The 15,817-nt window shown below is 73.8% G+C and carries 16 protein-coding genes; 8 read left to right on the forward strand and 8 right to left on the reverse strand.

What is annotated here, in order from left to right; translation table 11 throughout:
- From RM555_RS14140 to RM555_RS14150, 3 genes are all read right to left on the reverse strand, one after another.
- Entirely contained in the window at nucleotides 1-660 is a 660-nt protein-coding gene (locus tag RM555_RS14140) for an SAF domain-containing protein (RefSeq protein ID WP_311412161.1), read from the reverse strand.
- 55 nt (nucleotides 661-715) lie between these two features.
- Complete coding sequence (locus tag RM555_RS14145) at nucleotides 716-1,600, reverse strand: hypothetical protein (protein WP_396888778.1); 885 nt, start codon at nucleotides 1,598-1,600, stop codon at nucleotides 716-718.
- 119 nt (nucleotides 1,601-1,719) lie between these two features.
- A complete protein-coding gene (locus RM555_RS14150) occupies nucleotides 1,720-2,286 on the reverse strand; it encodes a hypothetical protein (protein ID WP_396888772.1) in 567 nt (188 codons plus the stop codon).
- A gap of 602 nt (nucleotides 2,287-2,888) precedes the next feature.
- Here RM555_RS14150 and RM555_RS14155 point away from each other — a divergent pair.
- Nucleotides 2,889-3,641, forward strand: a complete 753-nt coding sequence (locus RM555_RS14155) for an A24 family peptidase (protein WP_311412237.1) — start codon at nucleotides 2,889-2,891, stop codon at nucleotides 3,639-3,641.
- Nucleotides 3,642-3,774: 133 nt separating this feature from the next.
- On the opposite strand, the gene RM555_RS14160 is transcribed toward RM555_RS14155, so the two are convergent.
- A complete protein-coding gene (locus RM555_RS14160) occupies nucleotides 3,775-4,413 on the reverse strand; it encodes a phosphatase PAP2 family protein (protein ID WP_311412162.1) in 639 nt (212 codons plus the stop codon).
- A gap of 262 nt (nucleotides 4,414-4,675) precedes the next feature.
- Between RM555_RS14160 and RM555_RS14165 the strand changes: the two genes are divergently transcribed.
- Nucleotides 4,676-6,976 (forward strand): glycoside hydrolase family 65 protein, encoded by a 2,301-nt coding sequence (locus RM555_RS14165; protein WP_311412238.1) that lies wholly within the window; start codon nucleotides 4,676-4,678, stop codon nucleotides 6,974-6,976.
- A gap of 76 nt (nucleotides 6,977-7,052) precedes the next feature.
- A complete protein-coding gene (locus RM555_RS14170) occupies nucleotides 7,053-7,544 on the forward strand; it encodes a GNAT family N-acetyltransferase (RefSeq protein ID WP_311412163.1) in 492 nt (163 codons plus the stop codon).
- Here RM555_RS14170 and RM555_RS14175 read toward each other — a convergent pair.
- Nucleotides 7,488-7,994, reverse strand: a complete 507-nt coding sequence (locus RM555_RS14175) for a hypothetical protein (protein ID WP_132232336.1) — start codon at nucleotides 7,992-7,994, stop codon at nucleotides 7,488-7,490. The genes RM555_RS14170 and RM555_RS14175 overlap by 57 nt on opposite strands.
- A gap of 111 nt (nucleotides 7,995-8,105) precedes the next feature.
- A complete protein-coding gene (locus RM555_RS14180) occupies nucleotides 8,106-8,723 on the reverse strand; it encodes a TetR/AcrR family transcriptional regulator (protein ID WP_311412164.1) in 618 nt (205 codons plus the stop codon).
- Between the two features lie 119 nt (nucleotides 8,724-8,842).
- Between RM555_RS14180 and RM555_RS14185 the strand changes: the two genes are divergently transcribed.
- The 4 genes from RM555_RS14185 (at nucleotide 8,843) to RM555_RS14200 (ending at nucleotide 12,773) form a co-directional block, all read left to right on the forward strand.
- Entirely contained in the window at nucleotides 8,843-9,709 is an 867-nt protein-coding gene (locus RM555_RS14185; RefSeq protein WP_311412165.1) for an SDR family oxidoreductase, read from the forward strand.
- Nucleotides 9,710-9,932: 223 nt separating this feature from the next.
- The gene (locus RM555_RS14190) at nucleotides 9,933-11,432 is read left to right on the forward strand and encodes a SulP family inorganic anion transporter (protein WP_311412166.1); all 1,500 of its coding nucleotides are present in this window, start codon (nucleotides 9,933-9,935) and stop codon (nucleotides 11,430-11,432) included.
- Nucleotides 11,432-11,929: a MerR family transcriptional regulator gene (locus RM555_RS14195; RefSeq protein ID WP_396888773.1), complete on the forward strand. Its 498-nt coding sequence runs from the start codon at nucleotides 11,432-11,434 to the stop codon at nucleotides 11,927-11,929. Before RM555_RS14190 ends, RM555_RS14195 begins: the two co-directional genes overlap by 1 nt.
- Nucleotides 11,930-12,095: 166 nt before the next feature.
- The gene (locus tag RM555_RS14200; protein WP_311412168.1) at nucleotides 12,096-12,773 is read left to right on the forward strand and encodes a hypothetical protein; all 678 of its coding nucleotides are present in this window, start codon (nucleotides 12,096-12,098) and stop codon (nucleotides 12,771-12,773) included.
- Nucleotides 12,774-12,831: 58 nt separating this feature from the next.
- On the opposite strand, the gene RM555_RS14205 is transcribed toward RM555_RS14200, so the two are convergent.
- Together RM555_RS14205 and RM555_RS14210 are read right to left on the reverse strand one after the other, a co-directional pair.
- The gene (locus RM555_RS14205) at nucleotides 12,832-13,854 is read right to left on the reverse strand and encodes a zinc-dependent alcohol dehydrogenase family protein (protein WP_311412169.1); all 1,023 of its coding nucleotides are present in this window, start codon (nucleotides 13,852-13,854) and stop codon (nucleotides 12,832-12,834) included.
- 119 nt (nucleotides 13,855-13,973) lie between these two features.
- Nucleotides 13,974-14,693: a TetR/AcrR family transcriptional regulator gene (locus RM555_RS14210; protein WP_311412170.1), complete on the reverse strand. Its 720-nt coding sequence runs from the start codon at nucleotides 14,691-14,693 to the stop codon at nucleotides 13,974-13,976.
- 104 nt (nucleotides 14,694-14,797) lie between these two features.
- Here RM555_RS14210 and RM555_RS14215 point away from each other — a divergent pair, with 104 nt between their 5' ends.
- On the forward strand, nucleotides 14,798-15,781 hold the full coding sequence (locus tag RM555_RS14215) for an NAD(P)-dependent alcohol dehydrogenase (protein WP_311412171.1): 984 nt from the start codon (nucleotides 14,798-14,800) through the stop codon (nucleotides 15,779-15,781).
- Nucleotides 15,782-15,817 lie beyond the last annotated feature (36 nt).

The raw sequence follows: 15,817 nt of genomic DNA on the forward strand, positions 1-15,817 counted from the left end.
TCAGGCCGCCTCGATCAGTACGAGGGCGATCCGCTCCTGACTGGACAGCGCGACGACGGCCGGCACGTCCCGGACGGCGAGCGCCAGGTAGACCACCACCTCGTCGTCGTCGTCCGAGGTGACGGCGTCGATGACCGTCGCCTCGAACCGGGTGGCGGCGCCCGCGGGGCGGTCGTCGTTCCCGTCCGGCGTGCTCACCAGCAGGATCCTGTCGCCGGGGTGGAGCCTGCGGGCGGGCACCTCGGCGGGGTTCAGGCCCAGTGCGAGCTGCTGCTGGCCGGGCCCGAGCAGCGGGTCGTCGGTGAGCTGCGCCATGGTCAGCAGCGTGCCGGGGGTCAGCGACACGGCGGCCCGCTTGCCGACCACCTCGTCGAGCCGGCCGGCGGGCACCGGCGACAGCCCTTGGCCGCCGGCCACCTGCACCGGGACCAGGTCGTCGGCGCTGACCTGCCGGCCGACCTCGACCGGCCGGGCCACCGCCAGGTAGCTGCCGGTGGCGCGTACGGAGGTGACCGCGAACGCCGCCCCCAGGCCGCCGAGGGCGATCAGCAGCACGGCCAGGCCGAGCAGCCCGGGCCGCATCCGGCGCTGCCGCACCACCCGGGGCGGGGCGACCGGCGCGTCCACCGGCCCGGTTCCGTTCCGGGTCGCCACACTCACCGGACCATCTCCGTTCGCGACTGCGGGGCTCGCAGGATCGGCTCACTCCTCGCGCTCACTGGGCCACCACCTGTAGTTCGTTGATTCGGACCGGGACCGTTCCCGTGGTCCGGTTGACCGGGATGACGCCGCTCTGGCCGCCGCCCTCCCAGGTCACCGTCCAGTAGGTCGTGGCCCGCACCCGGTAGTCGCCGGCCTTCGGGTAGCCCTGGTAGCCGCAGTCGGGGGAGGGGCGGCCGGCGAGCGGGCCGTCGGCCCGGTACGGCGTACCGGCGCCGGAGCAGGTGACCTTGCGGCCGTTGCCCATGTTCCAGACGATCCGGTCGAACTTCGCCGTGATCCGTACGGTCAGGCCCCGCTCGCTCTCCGAGGCCCGCTGGGTCGGCCCGAAGTACTTCCGGTCGTCGTTGCGGCCCCACATCCAGACCGGCAGCCCGACCAGGCCGGGACCGTTGCTGCGGCGGGGGGCGACCGCGATCCGGGGCGCCGCGATGGTGATCTTGGCCAGGGCCCGCCGGGCGAGTTCCTCCGGGTCGGGCGGCGCGCCGAAGCCGGGCGGCGGGGCGTCGCGCAGGACCGTGGTCTGGGAGCCGAGGTCGCCGCCGTTGCAGGTGCGCACGTACCACTGCTGGCCCTCGGGGGCCTCGGGCTGCGGTTCGGCGAGCTTGTAGTAGCAGCCGTCGCCGTTGTTGAACCAGCCGAGCACGCTGTCGTAGCACTTGACGGTGCGGCCGTTCCACTGGCACTTGGCGGCGCCGCCCCCGCCGCCCGAGTCGCCGCCCCCGCCGTCGTCCCCACCGCCGCCGGGGCCGCCCGGGGTGCCGGGATCGTCGTCCCAGACGCTGCAGTCGCTCTGCCCCGGCGGGCACTCCGCGCCGGGGTCCGCGCGTCCTGCGGCGATCGCGGGCACGGCCGCCCCGAGCGCCAGCAGCAGGGCCAGGCCGGCGCCCGCGAGCGACCGGCGGGCCGTCCCAGCCCGGCCACCACCGTCGGCGGTACGGACGCGAGCGGCCCCGGCGGTACGGACGCAGGCCGCCCCGGCGTCCCGTCCCGCCCGCGTCAGCACGGCAGGTCCTCGTGGGCGGCGCCGGCGCTGATCAGCCAGCGGCCGTCCGGGTAGCGGGTGGCGGTGGCGGTGGCCAGGTGCCGCGTTCCGCCGGTGCCGGGCACGACCCGCTTGTCCCTGGCGTAGACCAGCCGGTAGCCGGTGGCGTCCAGGCAGTCCTGGATCTCCACGGTGGGCGGGCTCGAATCCAGGCTCACCGAGGTCACGGTCGGGTCGGAGACCAACGTGCCGGTACGCATCGCGCCGTGCTCCTTCGCCTTGCGGATGGTCAGCCGGACCCGGGTCAGCAGCGGGTCGGCGAGGAACCGGGACAGCTCCGGGTCGTGGGGGTCGCCGCGCCCGCTCGCCTTGCGGGAGGCGGCGAGATATCCGGCATACGCGGCCAGCGCCGCCTTTCTCGCCGCCTGCTCGTCGGCGGCCCGGTGGGTGGGGGCGGGGGCGTCCCCTGCGGTCGCCGCCCGGGGGGTCGGTCCGGGCTCGGCGCCGCAGGCCGGGGCCACCCCGAGCGCCGCGATGGCGAGCAGGCAGGTTGCCCACCGGCCGAACCGCCGTCCGCGCACGTCGTGCCTCCTCGGTGGCGACCCGGGGCCGGTCTCGGCGGCCTCCGGGCATGCGGCGGCGTGACCGGACGGGGTCGTCCGGACCTGTCGGAAAGCGCCGACGCATTTGCCGTTACGGATCTCTACAAAAGCGTTGTCCCGCGTCGTCCTGTCTTTTCGCTGTGGGTTGCACCGCACCCAAGGGGCGAGCATAGGCTGACGCTCGCCAATGCAACAGAGGCAATTCGTGTGAACACCGTGAGTGATGACAGGTGGTGGCGGCGGGTGGTCGGAACCGGTGCGGGCGGGTCAGCCGGCGGGAATCGGTGGGGCGGCGGGGTGGGAAGCGCGCGCGGTGGGCGGGGCATGGTCGAGGCGGGCGGTGCGTGTCCCGGACGTGGCATCTGGTCCGATCCGTCCCCCGGGCCGGGGCATCACTATTCCGACAGGATGGGATTCCCGTCTATATGGATGCGCCATTTCCCCGCCCGACGCCGCGCATTTCGGGGTGGGGGTGCGGGCTGTTCCGCCCGTTACCGGCAGGCGTTCATGGCGCTACCCTCCGTGGTTGCCGCCGGTGCCGGCCTCCGGAGGCGATCGTGGCGCTGACCGGGCCGCCGGCGGTGGCGGAGCCGACCGCACCGAAGGTCGCCGCGCGCGGGGCGCGGCTGCTCGCCGTGCTCGCGCTCGCCCCGGCGCTCCGGCTCGCCGTGATCCGGCACGCCGTACCGCCGGGGGTGGCGACCCGGACCGGGTGCGACGCGTGCGGCGCCCCGGTCGGGCTGGCCCGGCCCTGGCCGGCGCTGGGCCCGACGGCGCGGTGCGGGCGGTGCGGGGCGCGCGTCGGCCCGCCGCCCGGCACGGTGGAACTCGCCCTCGCGGCGGCCGTCGGAGTGCTGGTGCTGCTCGGGCCGCCCGCCGCCGTGCTGGTCGCCACGGCCTGGTGGCTGGGCTGGGCGATCCCGCTGGTCCTCGTCGACGCGGCCGTGTGCCGGCTGCCGGACCGGCTCACCTGGCCCGCCGCGGCCGGGACCTGGCTGCTGCTGGGGCTGGCCGCCCTCGCCGGGGCCGGCCCGGCCCCGTGGCTGCGCGCCACCGTGGCCGGCGTCGCGCTGGCGCTCTTCTTCGCCACCACCACGCTGCTGCTCGGCCGGCGCGGCTTCGGCCTCGGCGACGCCAAGCTGGCGCTCGGCGTCGGCGCGTTGCTGGGCTGGTACGGCTGGGCGGTTCCCGTGGCCGGGCTGGTGCTCGCCCTGCTGCTCTCCGGGGCGGTCGGCGTCGCGCTGCTGGCCGCCCGCCGCGTCGGCTGGCGCAGCCACCTCCCCTTCGGCCCGTTCCTCGTCCTCGGCGCCCTCGCCGCCCTCGTCCTGCTCTGATCCGTGCGCGCGCAGGCCGCCCGCGCTCCTCTCCGGGTCGGGCGGGCCTCCCGTCCGCGCAGGCCCTCCGTGCGGGCGGGCCTCCCGTCCGCGCAGGCCCTCCGTCCGGGCCGGTTCCGCGTCCCGTGAGCGGTCAGCGGCGGGACGTCGGGGTGGCCGGATCGCGGACAGGGCGCTCGGCCTGGCGGGCGCGGCGGTGCAGCAGCCCGGCGGCGGGGCGGGCGAACAGCGGGGTGAGCAGCGCGGCGAACAGGGCGCCGAGCAGGACACCGGCGACCACGTCGTGCGGGTAGTGCACGCCGACGAAGGTGCGGGAGAACGCGGCCAGCGCCGCCAGCGGCAGCGCCACCAGGCCGACCCGGCGGGACAGCAGCAGCGTCGCCACCGCCAGGCCGCCCGCGATCGTGGCGTGGTTGCTGGGGAACGACCAGTCGCCCGTCGGCGGGCACTCGCCGGCGATGATGGCGAGTTCGGTGGCGATCGCCCGGCAGGGGCGTTCCTGGTCCACCACCGTCTTCAGCAGCTCGCTGAACCCGTACGCGAGCACCACCGGCGCCGGCGACACCAGGGCGTACGCGCGGTCGCGCGGCCCGCCCCCGAGCCGGGACACGGCCGCGATCAGCCACAGCGCGCCGAGCAGCAGGATCGCGCCCTCGGTGAAGTGCTCGGCGAACCACTGCACCGGTTGCGGGGTGTCGGCGGCGAAGTCGACGATGTCCTGGTACCACTCGACACTGACCTTCGGAACATCCGGCGTGTCCGTATCAACCATGATTCACCTCACGGATCGTTCATACCTCGTTTAGCTCCCAGACAACCCTGGAATACCTGGAAGTCGGGCGCAGTGTGCATTGGTCGGGTGGTGGCCCCGACTTTCGTCTCAGCGACCTCTCAGCCCCATCTGCTTCGATTGACCCGGTACGTCGGACTTTCCTGGAGGCGCTGTGCACGAAACCCCCATCACCGATCGGCCGCCGACCGGGCAGGTCGCAGGGGGCGACGAGGCCTGGCGGATCCGGCGTACGCAGGCGGACATGGACCGCCTCGCCGAGACCGAGTCGATCTTCGCGTTGGGCAACGGCTGGGTCGGCTGGCGCGGCACCCTGGACGAGGGCACGCCATACGGCATGCCCGGCACCTACCTCAACGGCTTCCACGAGCGGCGCGAGCTCGACTACCCCGAGGACGGGTACGCCTTCCCGCAGTTCAGCGACACGGTGATCAGCGCGCCGAACGCCGCCCTGATCCGCCTCTGGGTCGACGGCGAACCGCTGGACGTGCGCACCGGCACCCTGCGCACCCACGAGCGGGTGCTCGACCTGCGCGCTGGCGTGGTCGAGCGGCACACCGAGTGGATCTCGCCGGCCGGGCACGGCGTACGCGTCCGCAGCGTCCGGCTGGTCTCCCTGCCCCGGCGTCCGGTGGCCGCCGTCCGGTGGTCCGTCGAGCCGTTGGACGGCACCGTCGAGGTGCGGGTCTGCGCCGACCTGCTCGCCAACGAGCGGGTGCCCGAGCGCGCCGACGACCCCCGCGCCGCCTCCGTGATCACCGACCCGCTGACCGCCGAGTACCGGCACTCCGACGGGCACGACGGCGTCCTCGTCCACCGCACCGGGCACAGCGGCCAGCGGGTCGCCGTCGCCGTCGCGCACGACGTGCACGCCCCGGACGGCTTCGCCCCCGGCGTCGACTGCACCCCCGACCGGCTACGCCTCACGCTGACCGGGACGCTGCGCGCCGGCGAGCGGCTGCGACTGACCAAGTTCGCCGCGTACGAGTGCACCCCGGTGGACGGCCTGCCCCCGCAGGAGCTGGCCCGCCTGGTCGTCGCGGAGGCCGACGCGGCCCGCGCGGAGGGCTTCGAGGCCCTGCTGACCGGCCAACGCGCGGCGCTGGACGCCGCCTGGCAGACCGCCGACGTGCAGCTCGACGGCGACGACGAACTCCAGCAGGCCATCCGGTTCTCGGTGTTCCACCTGCTCCAGGCGGGCCGGGCGGACGGCGACCGGACCATTCCCGCCAAGGGCCTGACCGGCAACGGCTACGACGGGCACGTGCTCTGGGACACGGAGGGCTACGTCCTGCCCGTGCTGACCTACCTCGACCCGCCGCTGGCCCGCTCGGCGCTGCGCTGGCGGCACGCCCACCTGCCGGAGGCCCGCGAGCGCGCGGCGGAGCTGCGGCTGACCGGGGCGACCTTCCCGTGGCGGACCCTCGGCGGGCAGGAGTGCTCCGGCTACTGGCCGGCCGGCACGGCCGGGCTGCACCTCAACGCCGACATCGCCGACGCGGTGCTGCGCTACGCCGCCGCCGCCGGCGACGAGGAGTTCCTCGCCGGGCCCGGGCTGGAACTGCTGGTCGAGACGGCCCGGCTCTGGCACGGCTTCGGCCACTGGTCCGACACCGGCACCTTCCACCTGCACGGCGTGACCGGCCCCGACGAGTACAGCGCCCTGGTCAACGACAACGTCTTCACCAACCTGATGGCCCGGCGCAACCTGCGCGGGGCCGCCGACGCCGCCGAGCGGCACCCCGAGGCGGCGGCCCGGCTCGGGGTCGAGGCGGCCGAGGTGTCGGCCTGGCGCGCCGCGGCCGACGCGGTATTCGTCCCGTACGACCGCAAGCGGGGGGTGCACCAGCAGTCGGCCGGCTTCACCGAGCAGCCGGAGTGGGACTTCGCGGACACCTCCGAGGACGACTACCCGCTGCTGCTGCACTTTCCCTACCTGGAGCTGTACCGCAGGCAGGTGGTCAAGCAGGCCGACCTGGTGCTCGCCATGCAGCGCTGCCCGGGGGAGTTCACGGCCGACGAGAAGGCCCGCAACTTCGCCTACTACGAGGCGCGGACCGTGCGGGACTCGTCGCTGTCGGCCTCCCCGCAGGCCGTGCTCGCCGCCGAGGTCGGGCACCTCGACCTGGCGTACGACCTGTTCGCCGAGTCGGTGCTCCAGGACCTGGCGGACCTCGGCGACAAGACCGGCGACGGGCTGCACCTGGCGTCGCTGGGTGGGGCGTGGCTGGCCCTCGTGCAGGGCTTCGGCGGGATGCGCGACGACCGGGGGGTGCTCTCCTTCGACCCCCGGCTGCCGGCGGCGATCGACCGGCTCGCGTTCCACCTGCGCTGGCACGGTCACCGGCTGCGGGTCACCCTCACCGCCGACGAGGCCCGCTACGAGCTGCCGGACGCCGACCCGGAAACCGGTATCGAGGTGTGGCACCACGGCGAGCCGCTCCGGGTCACCGGAGCCGGGCCGGTCACCCGCCCGATGCCCGAGGTGCCCGACCCGGGGCCGGAGCCGCCCTCCCCGCCCGGCCGCCGCCCCACCCGCCGCTGAGGTGTAAGGAAGGGCCCCTTCCTATCGCGTACGCGATAGGAAGGGGCCCTTCCTTACACCTGGGTAGGGTGGCGCGGTGTCCGAACTCGAGCGGCTCGCCGCCCACCACGCCGACGCGCTGCTGCGCTTCGAACGGGAGAACCGGGAGTGGTTCGCGCGGTCGGTGCCGGACCGGGGCGACGCGTACTTCGCCGACTTCGCCGCGCGGCACGCGGGGCTACTCGCCGAGCAGGAGGGCGGCACCTGCCACTTCCACGTCCTGGTGGAGCCGGACGGGACGGTGCTGGGCCGGTTCAACCTGGTCGACGTCGCCGACGGCGAGGCCGAGCTGGGCTACCGGGTGGCCGAGCGGGCCGCCGGGCGCGGGGTGGCGACCGACGGCGTCCGCCGCGTCGTGGCACTGGCCCGCCGGGCGTACGGGCTGCGCCGGCTGACCGCCGGGACCACGCTGGACAACGCGGGCTCGCTCGCGGTGCTCCGGCGTACCGGGTTCACGCAGGTGGGCGAGGTGTCACTCGACGGGCGCCCCGGGCTGCGGTTCGCCCGCGGGCTGACGGCCGACGACTGACGCGCCCGACATCCGCTGCCGGACGGTCTCCAGCGCCTCGAAGGCGTACGCCCAGTTGTGGCACTTGAAGCTGCGCAGCCCCTCGATCGCGGTGCGGCAGTCGGTGCAGCGCACCCCGGCGATCGCGTCCGGGACCTCGGTGTTGACGTACCTGCGGTCGCCGAGGATGACCGTCGCGATCATCATCCGGTCGTGCACGCCGGAGAGGGCGGAGGAGACGATGTCGTACCAGTTCACCCGGCGGCCGCACTTCGGGCAGTCCGGCTCGTCGCCGCTGACCCAGAGCGGGGCGCCGATGCTGCGCAGCGGCATGCCGAGCAGCTTCTCGATCCGCCGTACGTCCGACTCCGGGGTCGTCCACCGGTGCCTGCCGGGCAGCGAGGCGGGCGAGTCGTAGACGGCACGGAACAGGACCGGGTCGACCTCCACGGTCTCGCGCTGACTGGTCATCGGCGTGCCTCCTCCACGGTCGGTGCCCGCACCGTCGTCGCGGCGGGGCGCGTACGACCGGATCAACGACGACCGGGGGCCCGGTGTTGTGTCCGCCCGGCGAGGCGAGGGCTACGCCTCGTGGGGCCGCAGGCCGCGCAACGCCGTGTCCACCACCTGGTCGGCGTACCCGTGCGTCAGCGGGCCGGTGCGCTGGAGCCACCGGTTGAGGATCGGCCCGAAGATCAGGTCGACGGCCACGTCGAGGTCGACGTCCTCGGCGAGCTGCCCCGCACGCCGGGCGGCGCGCAGGCGTTCCTTCTTCAGCTCCCGCATGGGCCCGTCCAGCCGCTTCGCGTAGTCGGCGGCCAGGGCGGGGTCGTGGACGATCTCGGTGTGCAGGGCGCGCATGGGCAGGTCGTAGCGCGGGTCGTTCAGCTCGTCGACGACGGCCCGCAGGACCAGCTTCAGGTCGGCGGCCAGGTCGCCGGTGTCCGGTAGGGCGCCGCCCTGGCCGTCCTGCCCGCCGTCGGTCGTGAGCGCGAGGAAGGCGTCGAACAGCAGGGCGCCCTTCGAGGGCCACCAGCGGTAGATCGTCTGCTTGCCGACGCCGGCGGCGGCGGCGATGCCCTCGATGCTGAGTTTCGCGTAGCCCACGTCGCCGACGAGGTCGAAGGCGGCAGTGAGGATGGCACGGCGTGCCGTCTCGCTGCGACGGCTGGAGTCGGGGGCGACCTTCTGCGTGGGCACGGGCCCAATCTAGCAAGAGGATGAGACGAGACGGTCCGTCTTGACAGTGGGGCCCGATCGGGTAGGGTCACTCTCGTCAACAAGACGAGACGGTCCGTCTCGTTAGGGAGGGAGTCCCCATGGAAGCCTCAGCCACCGCCGCACCGCGGGTCTGGTTCGTCACCGGGGCCAGCCGTGGCCTCGGCCGCGCCTTCACCGAGGCCGCGCTCGCCGCCGGCGACCGGGTCGTCGGCGCGGCCCGGGACGTCTCGCCGCTCGACGACCTGGCCGCCCGGCACTCCGACCGCCTGCTGGCGCTGCGCCTCGACGTCACGGACCGCGCGGCGGTCCTCGACGTCGTCGAGGAGGCGGTACGGCACTTCGGCCGGCTCGACGTCGTCGTGAACAACGCCGGGGCGCTCTACATGGGCATGGTCGAGGAGTTCACCGAGGCCGAGGCCCGCGCCCAGCTGGACCTCAACTTCTTCGGCGCGCTCTGGGTCAGCCAGGCCGTCCTGCCGCACCTGCGCGCCCAGGGCGGCGGGCACGTCGTGCAGGTCTCCAGCATCGGTGCCCTAGGCGGCTTCCCCAGCACGGGGCTCTACAGCGCGAGCAAGTTCGCGCTGGAGGGCATGAGCGAGGCGCTGGCCGCCGAGGCCGCCGGCTTCGGCGTCAAGGTCACCATCGTCCAGCCGGGCGGCTACTGGACCGACCTCTACACCAGCAGCACGGCGGCCGCCCCGAACCCCGCCTACGACCCGCTGCGGGAGGAGTTGGCGCGACAGTGGGCGGAAGGGTCGATCGACAGCGAACCCCGGCTGGCCGCCGAGGCGCTGATGAAGCTCGTCGCCAGCGACGACCCGCCGCTGCGGCTGCTGCTGGGCAGCATGGTCTACGACCTCGCCTTCGACATCTCCAAGCGACGCATGGACGTGTGGGCCGGTTGGGAAGAGGTGAGCCGCGCCGCCGAGCAGGCGGTCCCGGCCCCGGGCGCCGGGCCGACCTGACCGCCGCCGGGCGCGGGAGGGCAGGGCGCGCGGTGGCCCACCGGTCGTGACGCTCGCCACGCGAATGGGAACTCTTCCGTGACGGAAGAGTAGGGTTCGCCACGCCGTGCGACCCCGGTGACCGGGCGACGACGGCGCTTCTGCGTCCGTACGCGATGCGACCCCGACCCACCCGTCTCCGCCGGGTGGGCGTGGTGCGCGCCCCCCGAGTGGAAATGGCTGTATGTCCTCTGTGTCGTCCCTGGTCTCCCGCCCGCGCCTGCCCCGGCCGTCCTGGCTGTCGCCGAGGGTGTTCCGCACCGAGGTCCTCGCCGGCCTGGTCGTCGCCCTGGCGTTGATCCCGGAGGCGATCTCCTTCTCGATCCTGGCCGGGGTCGATCCCCGGGTGGGCCTCTTCGCCTCGTTCACGATGGCCGTGACCATCGCGATCTGCGGCGGGCGGCCGGCGATGATCTCCGCCGCCACCGGGGCGGTCGCCCTGGTCGTGGCGCCCCTCGCCAAGGAGCACGGCCTCGACCACCTGATCGCCGCGGTGATCCTCGGCGGCGCGATCCAGATCCTGCTGGCGGTGCTCGGGGTGGCGAAGCTGATGCGGTTCATCCCGCGCAGCGTGATGGTCGGCTTCGTCAACGCCCTGGCCATCCTGATCTTCGTCGCCCAGGTGCCGCACCTGATCGGGGTGCCGTGGTTGGTGTACCCGCTCGCGGCGGTCGCGCTGGCGATCATGGTGGGGCTGCCCCGCCTCACCCGGGCCGTCCCGGCGCCGCTGGTCGCCATCGTGGTGCTGACCGTGGTCACCGTGGCCACCCACGCGACGGTGCCGACCGTGGGCGACGAGGGGGCGTTGCCGGACAGCCTGCCCACGCTCGGCCTGCCGCAGGTCCCCTGGACCATGGACACCCTGACCCTGATCGCCCCGTACGCCCTGGGCATCGCGCTGGTCGGGCTGATGGAGTCGTTGATGACCGCGAAGCTGGTCGACGACATCACCGACACCCCCTCCAGCAAGACCCGGGAGTCGTGGGGGCAGGGCGTGGCGAACATCGTCACCGGGTTCTTCGGCGGCATGGGCGGCTGCGCGATGATCGGTCAGACGATGATCAACGTGAAGGCGTCCGGCGCCCGTACGCGGCTGTCGACCTTCCTGGCCGGTGTCTTCCTGCTGATCCTGGTTGTCGCGCTCGGCGACGTGGTCGCGGTGATCCCGATGGCCGCCCTGGTCGCCGTGATGGTCATCGTCGCGGTGTCGACGTTCGACTGGCACTCGGTCGCCCCGGCCACGCTCAGGCGGATGCCGTACGGCGAGACGATCGTCATGGTGACCACCGTCGTCACCACGCTGGCCACCCACAACCTCGCCGTCGGCGTCGTCGCCGGCGTGCTCACCGCGATGGTCGTCTTCGCCCGGCGGGTCGCCCACCTGGTGGAGGTGACCAGCGTCCTCGACCCCGAGGGGACCACCCGGATCTACTCGGTGCACGGCGAGCTGTTCTTCGCCTCCAGCAACGACCTGGTCGGGCAGTTCGACTATGCCAACGACCCCGACAGCGTGGTCATCGACATGACGCACGCCCACGTCTGGGACGCCTCCTCCGTGGCCGCCCTCGACGCCGTCACCACCAGGTACGCCGCCCGCGGCAAGACCGTGGAGATCGTCGAGCTGAACCGCCCCAGCGCGGACATCCACGGCACCCTCGCCGGCCGGCTCGGCGTCGGCCACTGATGGCCCCCGACCACCGCACGGCCGGGCCGACACCCGCCCCCGGGCCGGCTTCGGCGTCCGCCCCCGGCCCGGCTTCGGCGTCCGCCCCCGGCCCGGTCGGAGGGCGGCTGATGCAGATCGGCGAGGTTGCCGAGCGGGTCGGGCTGAGCATCCGCACCATCCGGCACTACGAGGACGTCGGCCTGATCGTCCCGTCGGCCCGCAGCGACGGGGGTTTCCGCCTCTACACGGCACCCGACCTCGACCGGCTCGCCGTGGTCAAGCGGATGAAGCCGCTCGGCTTCACCCTCGACGAGATGCGCGACCTGCTCGGCGTCCTCGACGCCCTCGACACGGCCGAGGGCGCCAACCGGGCGGCCCTGCTCGACCGGCTCGGCATGTTCCACACCGCCGCCACCGCACGCGTCAGCGCGCTGCGCGACCAGCTCGCCACAGCCGAGGGCTTCGCCGGCACGCTCCGCGACAGGCTCGACCAGCACGGCGGTCCGTCCACCTGAGCCGGTTGCCGGCCCCGGGGGGCGGGAGTGGCGACGACGGGCGGCTTTCCTTGCTCCTCTTCCCGGTGGCCCTCTTTGCTCCACTGTGGACCATCTGCCGACCGCCGGCTGCCGGCCGTGGCGGAGGCGCACTACGCTCCGGGCCACACAAGGAGAGGGAAGATCAATGCGGAGGACCCTGCTGCCCGTCGCGGCACTCGCCCTGGTGGCGGCGCTGAGCGGATGCGTCACGATCAACACGCCGGCGGACGACCCGGACCCGGCTGCCTCGGCGCAGCCGACAGGCAGCACCGTCAGCGTGGACGACGGGACAGCGGACCCGGCCAACCCGGCGCCCTCGGCCGTACCCGACACGTCCGGAGCGCCCGCCACGCTCCGGGCCCTCACCTGCGCGCAGCTCAAGACCGCCGTGCTCGGTAACGGATCCGAGCGGTACAACGGCTACCCGGATCCGATCCCGCTGGTCGACGGCATGTGGTCCGGCGAGGACGGCACCGTCGTCCACATGCAACAGCCGTGCGCCATCGGGGACCTGACCGGCGATGACGCGGCCGACGCGGTGGTCCCGGTGCTGATGGACGGCGGCGGGACCGGCAAGTTCTGGCAGATCGTGATGTACGGCAACATCGACGGTAAGCCCGTCTACGTCACCATGGTCGACATCGGCGACCGTACGCCCGTCGATTCGGTCTCGATCACGTCGCGCCGGGCGACGGTGGTCTACCTGACCCGCCCCGAGGACGCGTCCTCGGCGGAGGTCGCCGTGCGGCGTACGGCCGTCTACGAACTCAGCGGCAGCCGGCTCGTCGAGATCAGCCACACGGACGCGCCGTACACCCCCTGAGCGGTCGGCCCCACGCGGTGGGCCGTTCCGGCGCGGAACGGCCCACCGGTCCGGTCGCTCAGGGATTGAGCAGTACCTTGATGGCCCGGCGCTCGTCCATGGCCCGGTACCCCTCGGCGGCCTGGTCGAGGGGGAGGGTGAGGTCGAAGACCCGGCCGGGGTCGATCTCGCGCTGGTAGATCAGGTCGATCAGCTCGGGCAGGAAGCGACGCACCGGGGCGGGGCCGCCGTGCAGGTGCACGTGGGAGAAGAACAGCTCCTCGCCGGGCAGTTCGACGTCGTGGGCGACGCCGACGTAGCCGACGTGCCCTCCCGCCCGGGTGGAGCGGATGGCCTGCAACATCGACTCCTGGGTGCCGACCGCCTCGATGACCGAGTGCGCGCCGAGGCCGTCGGTCAGGTCCTTGATCCGGGCCACGCCGTCGTCGCCGCGCTCGGTGACGATGTCGGTGGCGCCGTAGTGGGTCGCCAGCTTCTGGCGGGGCTCGTGCCGGCTGACCGCGATGACGCGTTCCGCGCCGAGCCGCCGGGCCGCCAGCACGGCGAGCAGACCCACCGCGCCGTCGCCGACGACCGCGACGGTCTTGCCCGGGCCCACCTCGGCGGCCACCGCGCCGAACCAGCCGGTGCCGAGCACGTCGGAGGCCGCGAGCAGGGCCGGGACCAGGTCGTCGGGAGGGAGGTCGGGCGTGGCGACCAGGGTGCCGTCGGCCAGCGGTACGCGCAGGTATTCCGCCTGGGCACCCAGCCCGCCCACCGGCTCCCGATGGACGCACGAGGACTGGTAGCCCGCGCGGCAGATGGGGCAGGTGTTGTCGGAGGCGAAGAAGGAGCCGACGACGAACTGGCCGGGCTTGATCTCCCTGACCTCGTCGCCGACCTCCTGGACGACGCCGACGTACTCGTGGCCCATGGGGGACGGCCCGTGGACCGTCTCGATGCCGCGATACGGCCACAGGTCCGAACCGCAGACGCAGGTGGCGGACAGGCGGATGATCGCGTCGGTCGGGAGGAGGATCCGCGGATCCTCGCGCTCCTCCACCCGTACGTCGCGGGGGGCGTGCAGGACGACACCACGCATCAGGCTCTTCCCTTCGGTCCGGTCCGGCTGCGACGAGACGGCTCACCTCTCGGCTTACCCAGTCCGGGCGTGGGATTGCCGCCGTGGGGCGAGCAACACCGGGTGCCGCTACGGCGTGGTCATCGGATAGCCGATCGCGACGACGTCCAGTTCTGCTGTCGCAGCCGTTCGATGCCGTCCAGCAGCAGGTCCAGCGCGAACTCGAACTCGAACTGGTCGTCGCAGCCCTGTCCCACGACCGACGCGTCGTCGTGGGACGCGGCCGTGGAGATCTCCGCGAGGTGCGGGAACCGGGCCGCGACCTCCGGCGGGAAGGCCTGCGGTGGGTCTGAGCTGGCCGTGCCGGAGCGGCCGGCGCGCCGGGAGGCGTCGAACAGCTCCTGACTGAAGCCCAGGATCCGGCTGCCCATCGCGTGCATCACGTGGTGGGCGAGGTCGGCGGAGAACCCGCCGGCCCGGAGGGTCCCGACCACCGAGTCGAGGTACGCGAGGACGGCCGGCGTCGCCATGTTCCGCGACTCGATCGCGAGCGGCGCCCAGGGGTGGCGCCGCAGCGCCTGCCGTGCCGAGAGGATGCGGCTGCGGACCGCGTGCTTCCAGTCGGCGTCGGGCACCGGCGGGTCGATCTCGCCGACGACGACGTCGATCATGCCGTCGAGCAGTTCGTCCTTGTTGGCCACGTGCTTGTAGAGGGCCATCGGCACGACGCCCAGATCCTGGGCGAGGTTGCGCATGCTGAGGGACTCGATCCCGGCCTCGTCGGCGAGCGCGACGGCGGCGTGCAGGATCCGGTCCCTGCTCAGCGGCGTCCGGCGCAGCGTCTCAGCCTGCTCAGCCATCTCGGTCCTCGTCTTCTGGCGGCGGTGGAAACCTTAACCGCCTTGACCGGTGTACGCCGTACACCTACATTCGGTGTACGGCGTACACCTAGCGGGAGGTAGAGATGAAGGCGATAGTCCAGGACCGGTACGGCCCGCCGGAGACGCTCACGCTCGCGGACGTCGACGCGCCGGTGCCCGCCGCCGACGAAGTGCTCGTGCGGGTCGAGGCCGCGGCGCTCAACGCGTACGACTGGCATGCCATGCGTGGCGATCCGCGGATGGCGCGGTTGGCGATGGGGCGGACGCGGCCCCGCGCGCGCATCCGCGGCCGCGACTTCGCCGGCCGGGTCGAGGCCGTCGGCAGCCACGTCCGACAGGTGCGCCCGGGTGACGCCGTCTTCGGCGACCTCGGCGACGCCAACGGCGCGTTCGCCGAGTACGTGTGCGTGCCCGCGACCCTGGTCGCGCCGAAGCCGGCGAACCTGACCCCGCAGCAGGCGGCCGCCCTGCCGCTGGCCGGTGTCACCGCGCTCATGGGGCTGCGCGACGTCGGGCGGGTCGAGCCCGGCCACCGCGTCCTCGTCAACGGCGCCTCCGGCGGCGTCGGCACCCTGGCCGTCCAACTGGCCAAGGCGCTCGGCGCGGCCGTGACCGCAGTGTGCAGCACCCGCAACGTCGACCTGGTCCGCTCCCTCGGCGCCGACCACGTCGTCGACTACACCCGCGACGACTTCACCCGCGGCGACCGTCGCCACGACGTCGTGTTCGACCTGGTCGGCAACCGCTCGCTCTCGGCGCTCCGGCGGGCGCTGACCCCGACCGGGACGCTGGTGCTCTCCGGCGGCGGCGTGTACGGCGGCGGCAGCCTCGTCGGGCCGGTCTGGCTCCTCGCGCGCGGGCGGCTGCTGGCGCCCCTCGTCCGCCAGCGCATCGTCACCCTCACCGCGGCGCCCAGCCGGCAGCACCTCGACACGCTCCGCGCCCACGCCGAGGCCGGCCGCCTCACCCCGGTCATCGACCGGACCTACCCGCTGCGCGAGGTGCCCCGGGCCATCCGGTACCTCGAAGGTGAACACGCGCGGGCGAAGGTGGTCATCACCCTGTGACCTGCGGTGCCGCTGCCGGCGTCGATCTCTTGGGCG

It is taken from the genome of Micromonospora reichwaldensis, assembly GCF_031845925.1.
Lineage (GTDB): Bacteria > Actinomycetota > Actinomycetes > Mycobacteriales > Micromonosporaceae > Micromonospora > Micromonospora reichwaldensis.

Excerpts from the sequence above, each read along its gene's own strand:
- RM555_RS14160 (WP_311412162.1), bottom strand. The coding sequence starts at position 4,413 with ATGGTTGATACGGACACGCCGGATGTTCCGAAGGTCAGTGTCGAGTGG.
- RM555_RS14165 (WP_311412238.1), top strand. The coding sequence starts at position 4,676 with ATGGACCGCCTCGCCGAGACCGAGTCGATCTTCGCGTTGGGCAACGGC.
- RM555_RS14175 (WP_132232336.1), bottom strand. The coding sequence starts at position 7,994 with ATGACCAGTCAGCGCGAGACCGTGGAGGTCGACCCGGTCCTGTTCCGT.
- RM555_RS14185 (WP_311412165.1), top strand. The coding sequence starts at position 8,843 with ATGGAAGCCTCAGCCACCGCCGCACCGCGGGTCTGGTTCGTCACCGGG.
- RM555_RS14190 (WP_311412166.1), top strand. The coding sequence starts at position 9,933 with ATGTCCTCTGTGTCGTCCCTGGTCTCCCGCCCGCGCCTGCCCCGGCCG.
- RM555_RS14195 (WP_396888773.1), top strand. The coding sequence starts at position 11,432 with ATGGCCCCCGACCACCGCACGGCCGGGCCGACACCCGCCCCCGGGCCG.
- RM555_RS14200 (WP_311412168.1), top strand. The coding sequence starts at position 12,096 with ATGCGGAGGACCCTGCTGCCCGTCGCGGCACTCGCCCTGGTGGCGGCG.
- RM555_RS14205 (WP_311412169.1), bottom strand. The coding sequence starts at position 13,854 with ATGCGTGGTGTCGTCCTGCACGCCCCCCGCGACGTACGGGTGGAGGAG.
- RM555_RS14210 (WP_311412170.1), bottom strand. The coding sequence starts at position 14,693 with ATGGCTGAGCAGGCTGAGACGCTGCGCCGGACGCCGCTGAGCAGGGAC.
- RM555_RS14215 (WP_311412171.1), top strand. The coding sequence starts at position 14,798 with ATGAAGGCGATAGTCCAGGACCGGTACGGCCCGCCGGAGACGCTCACG.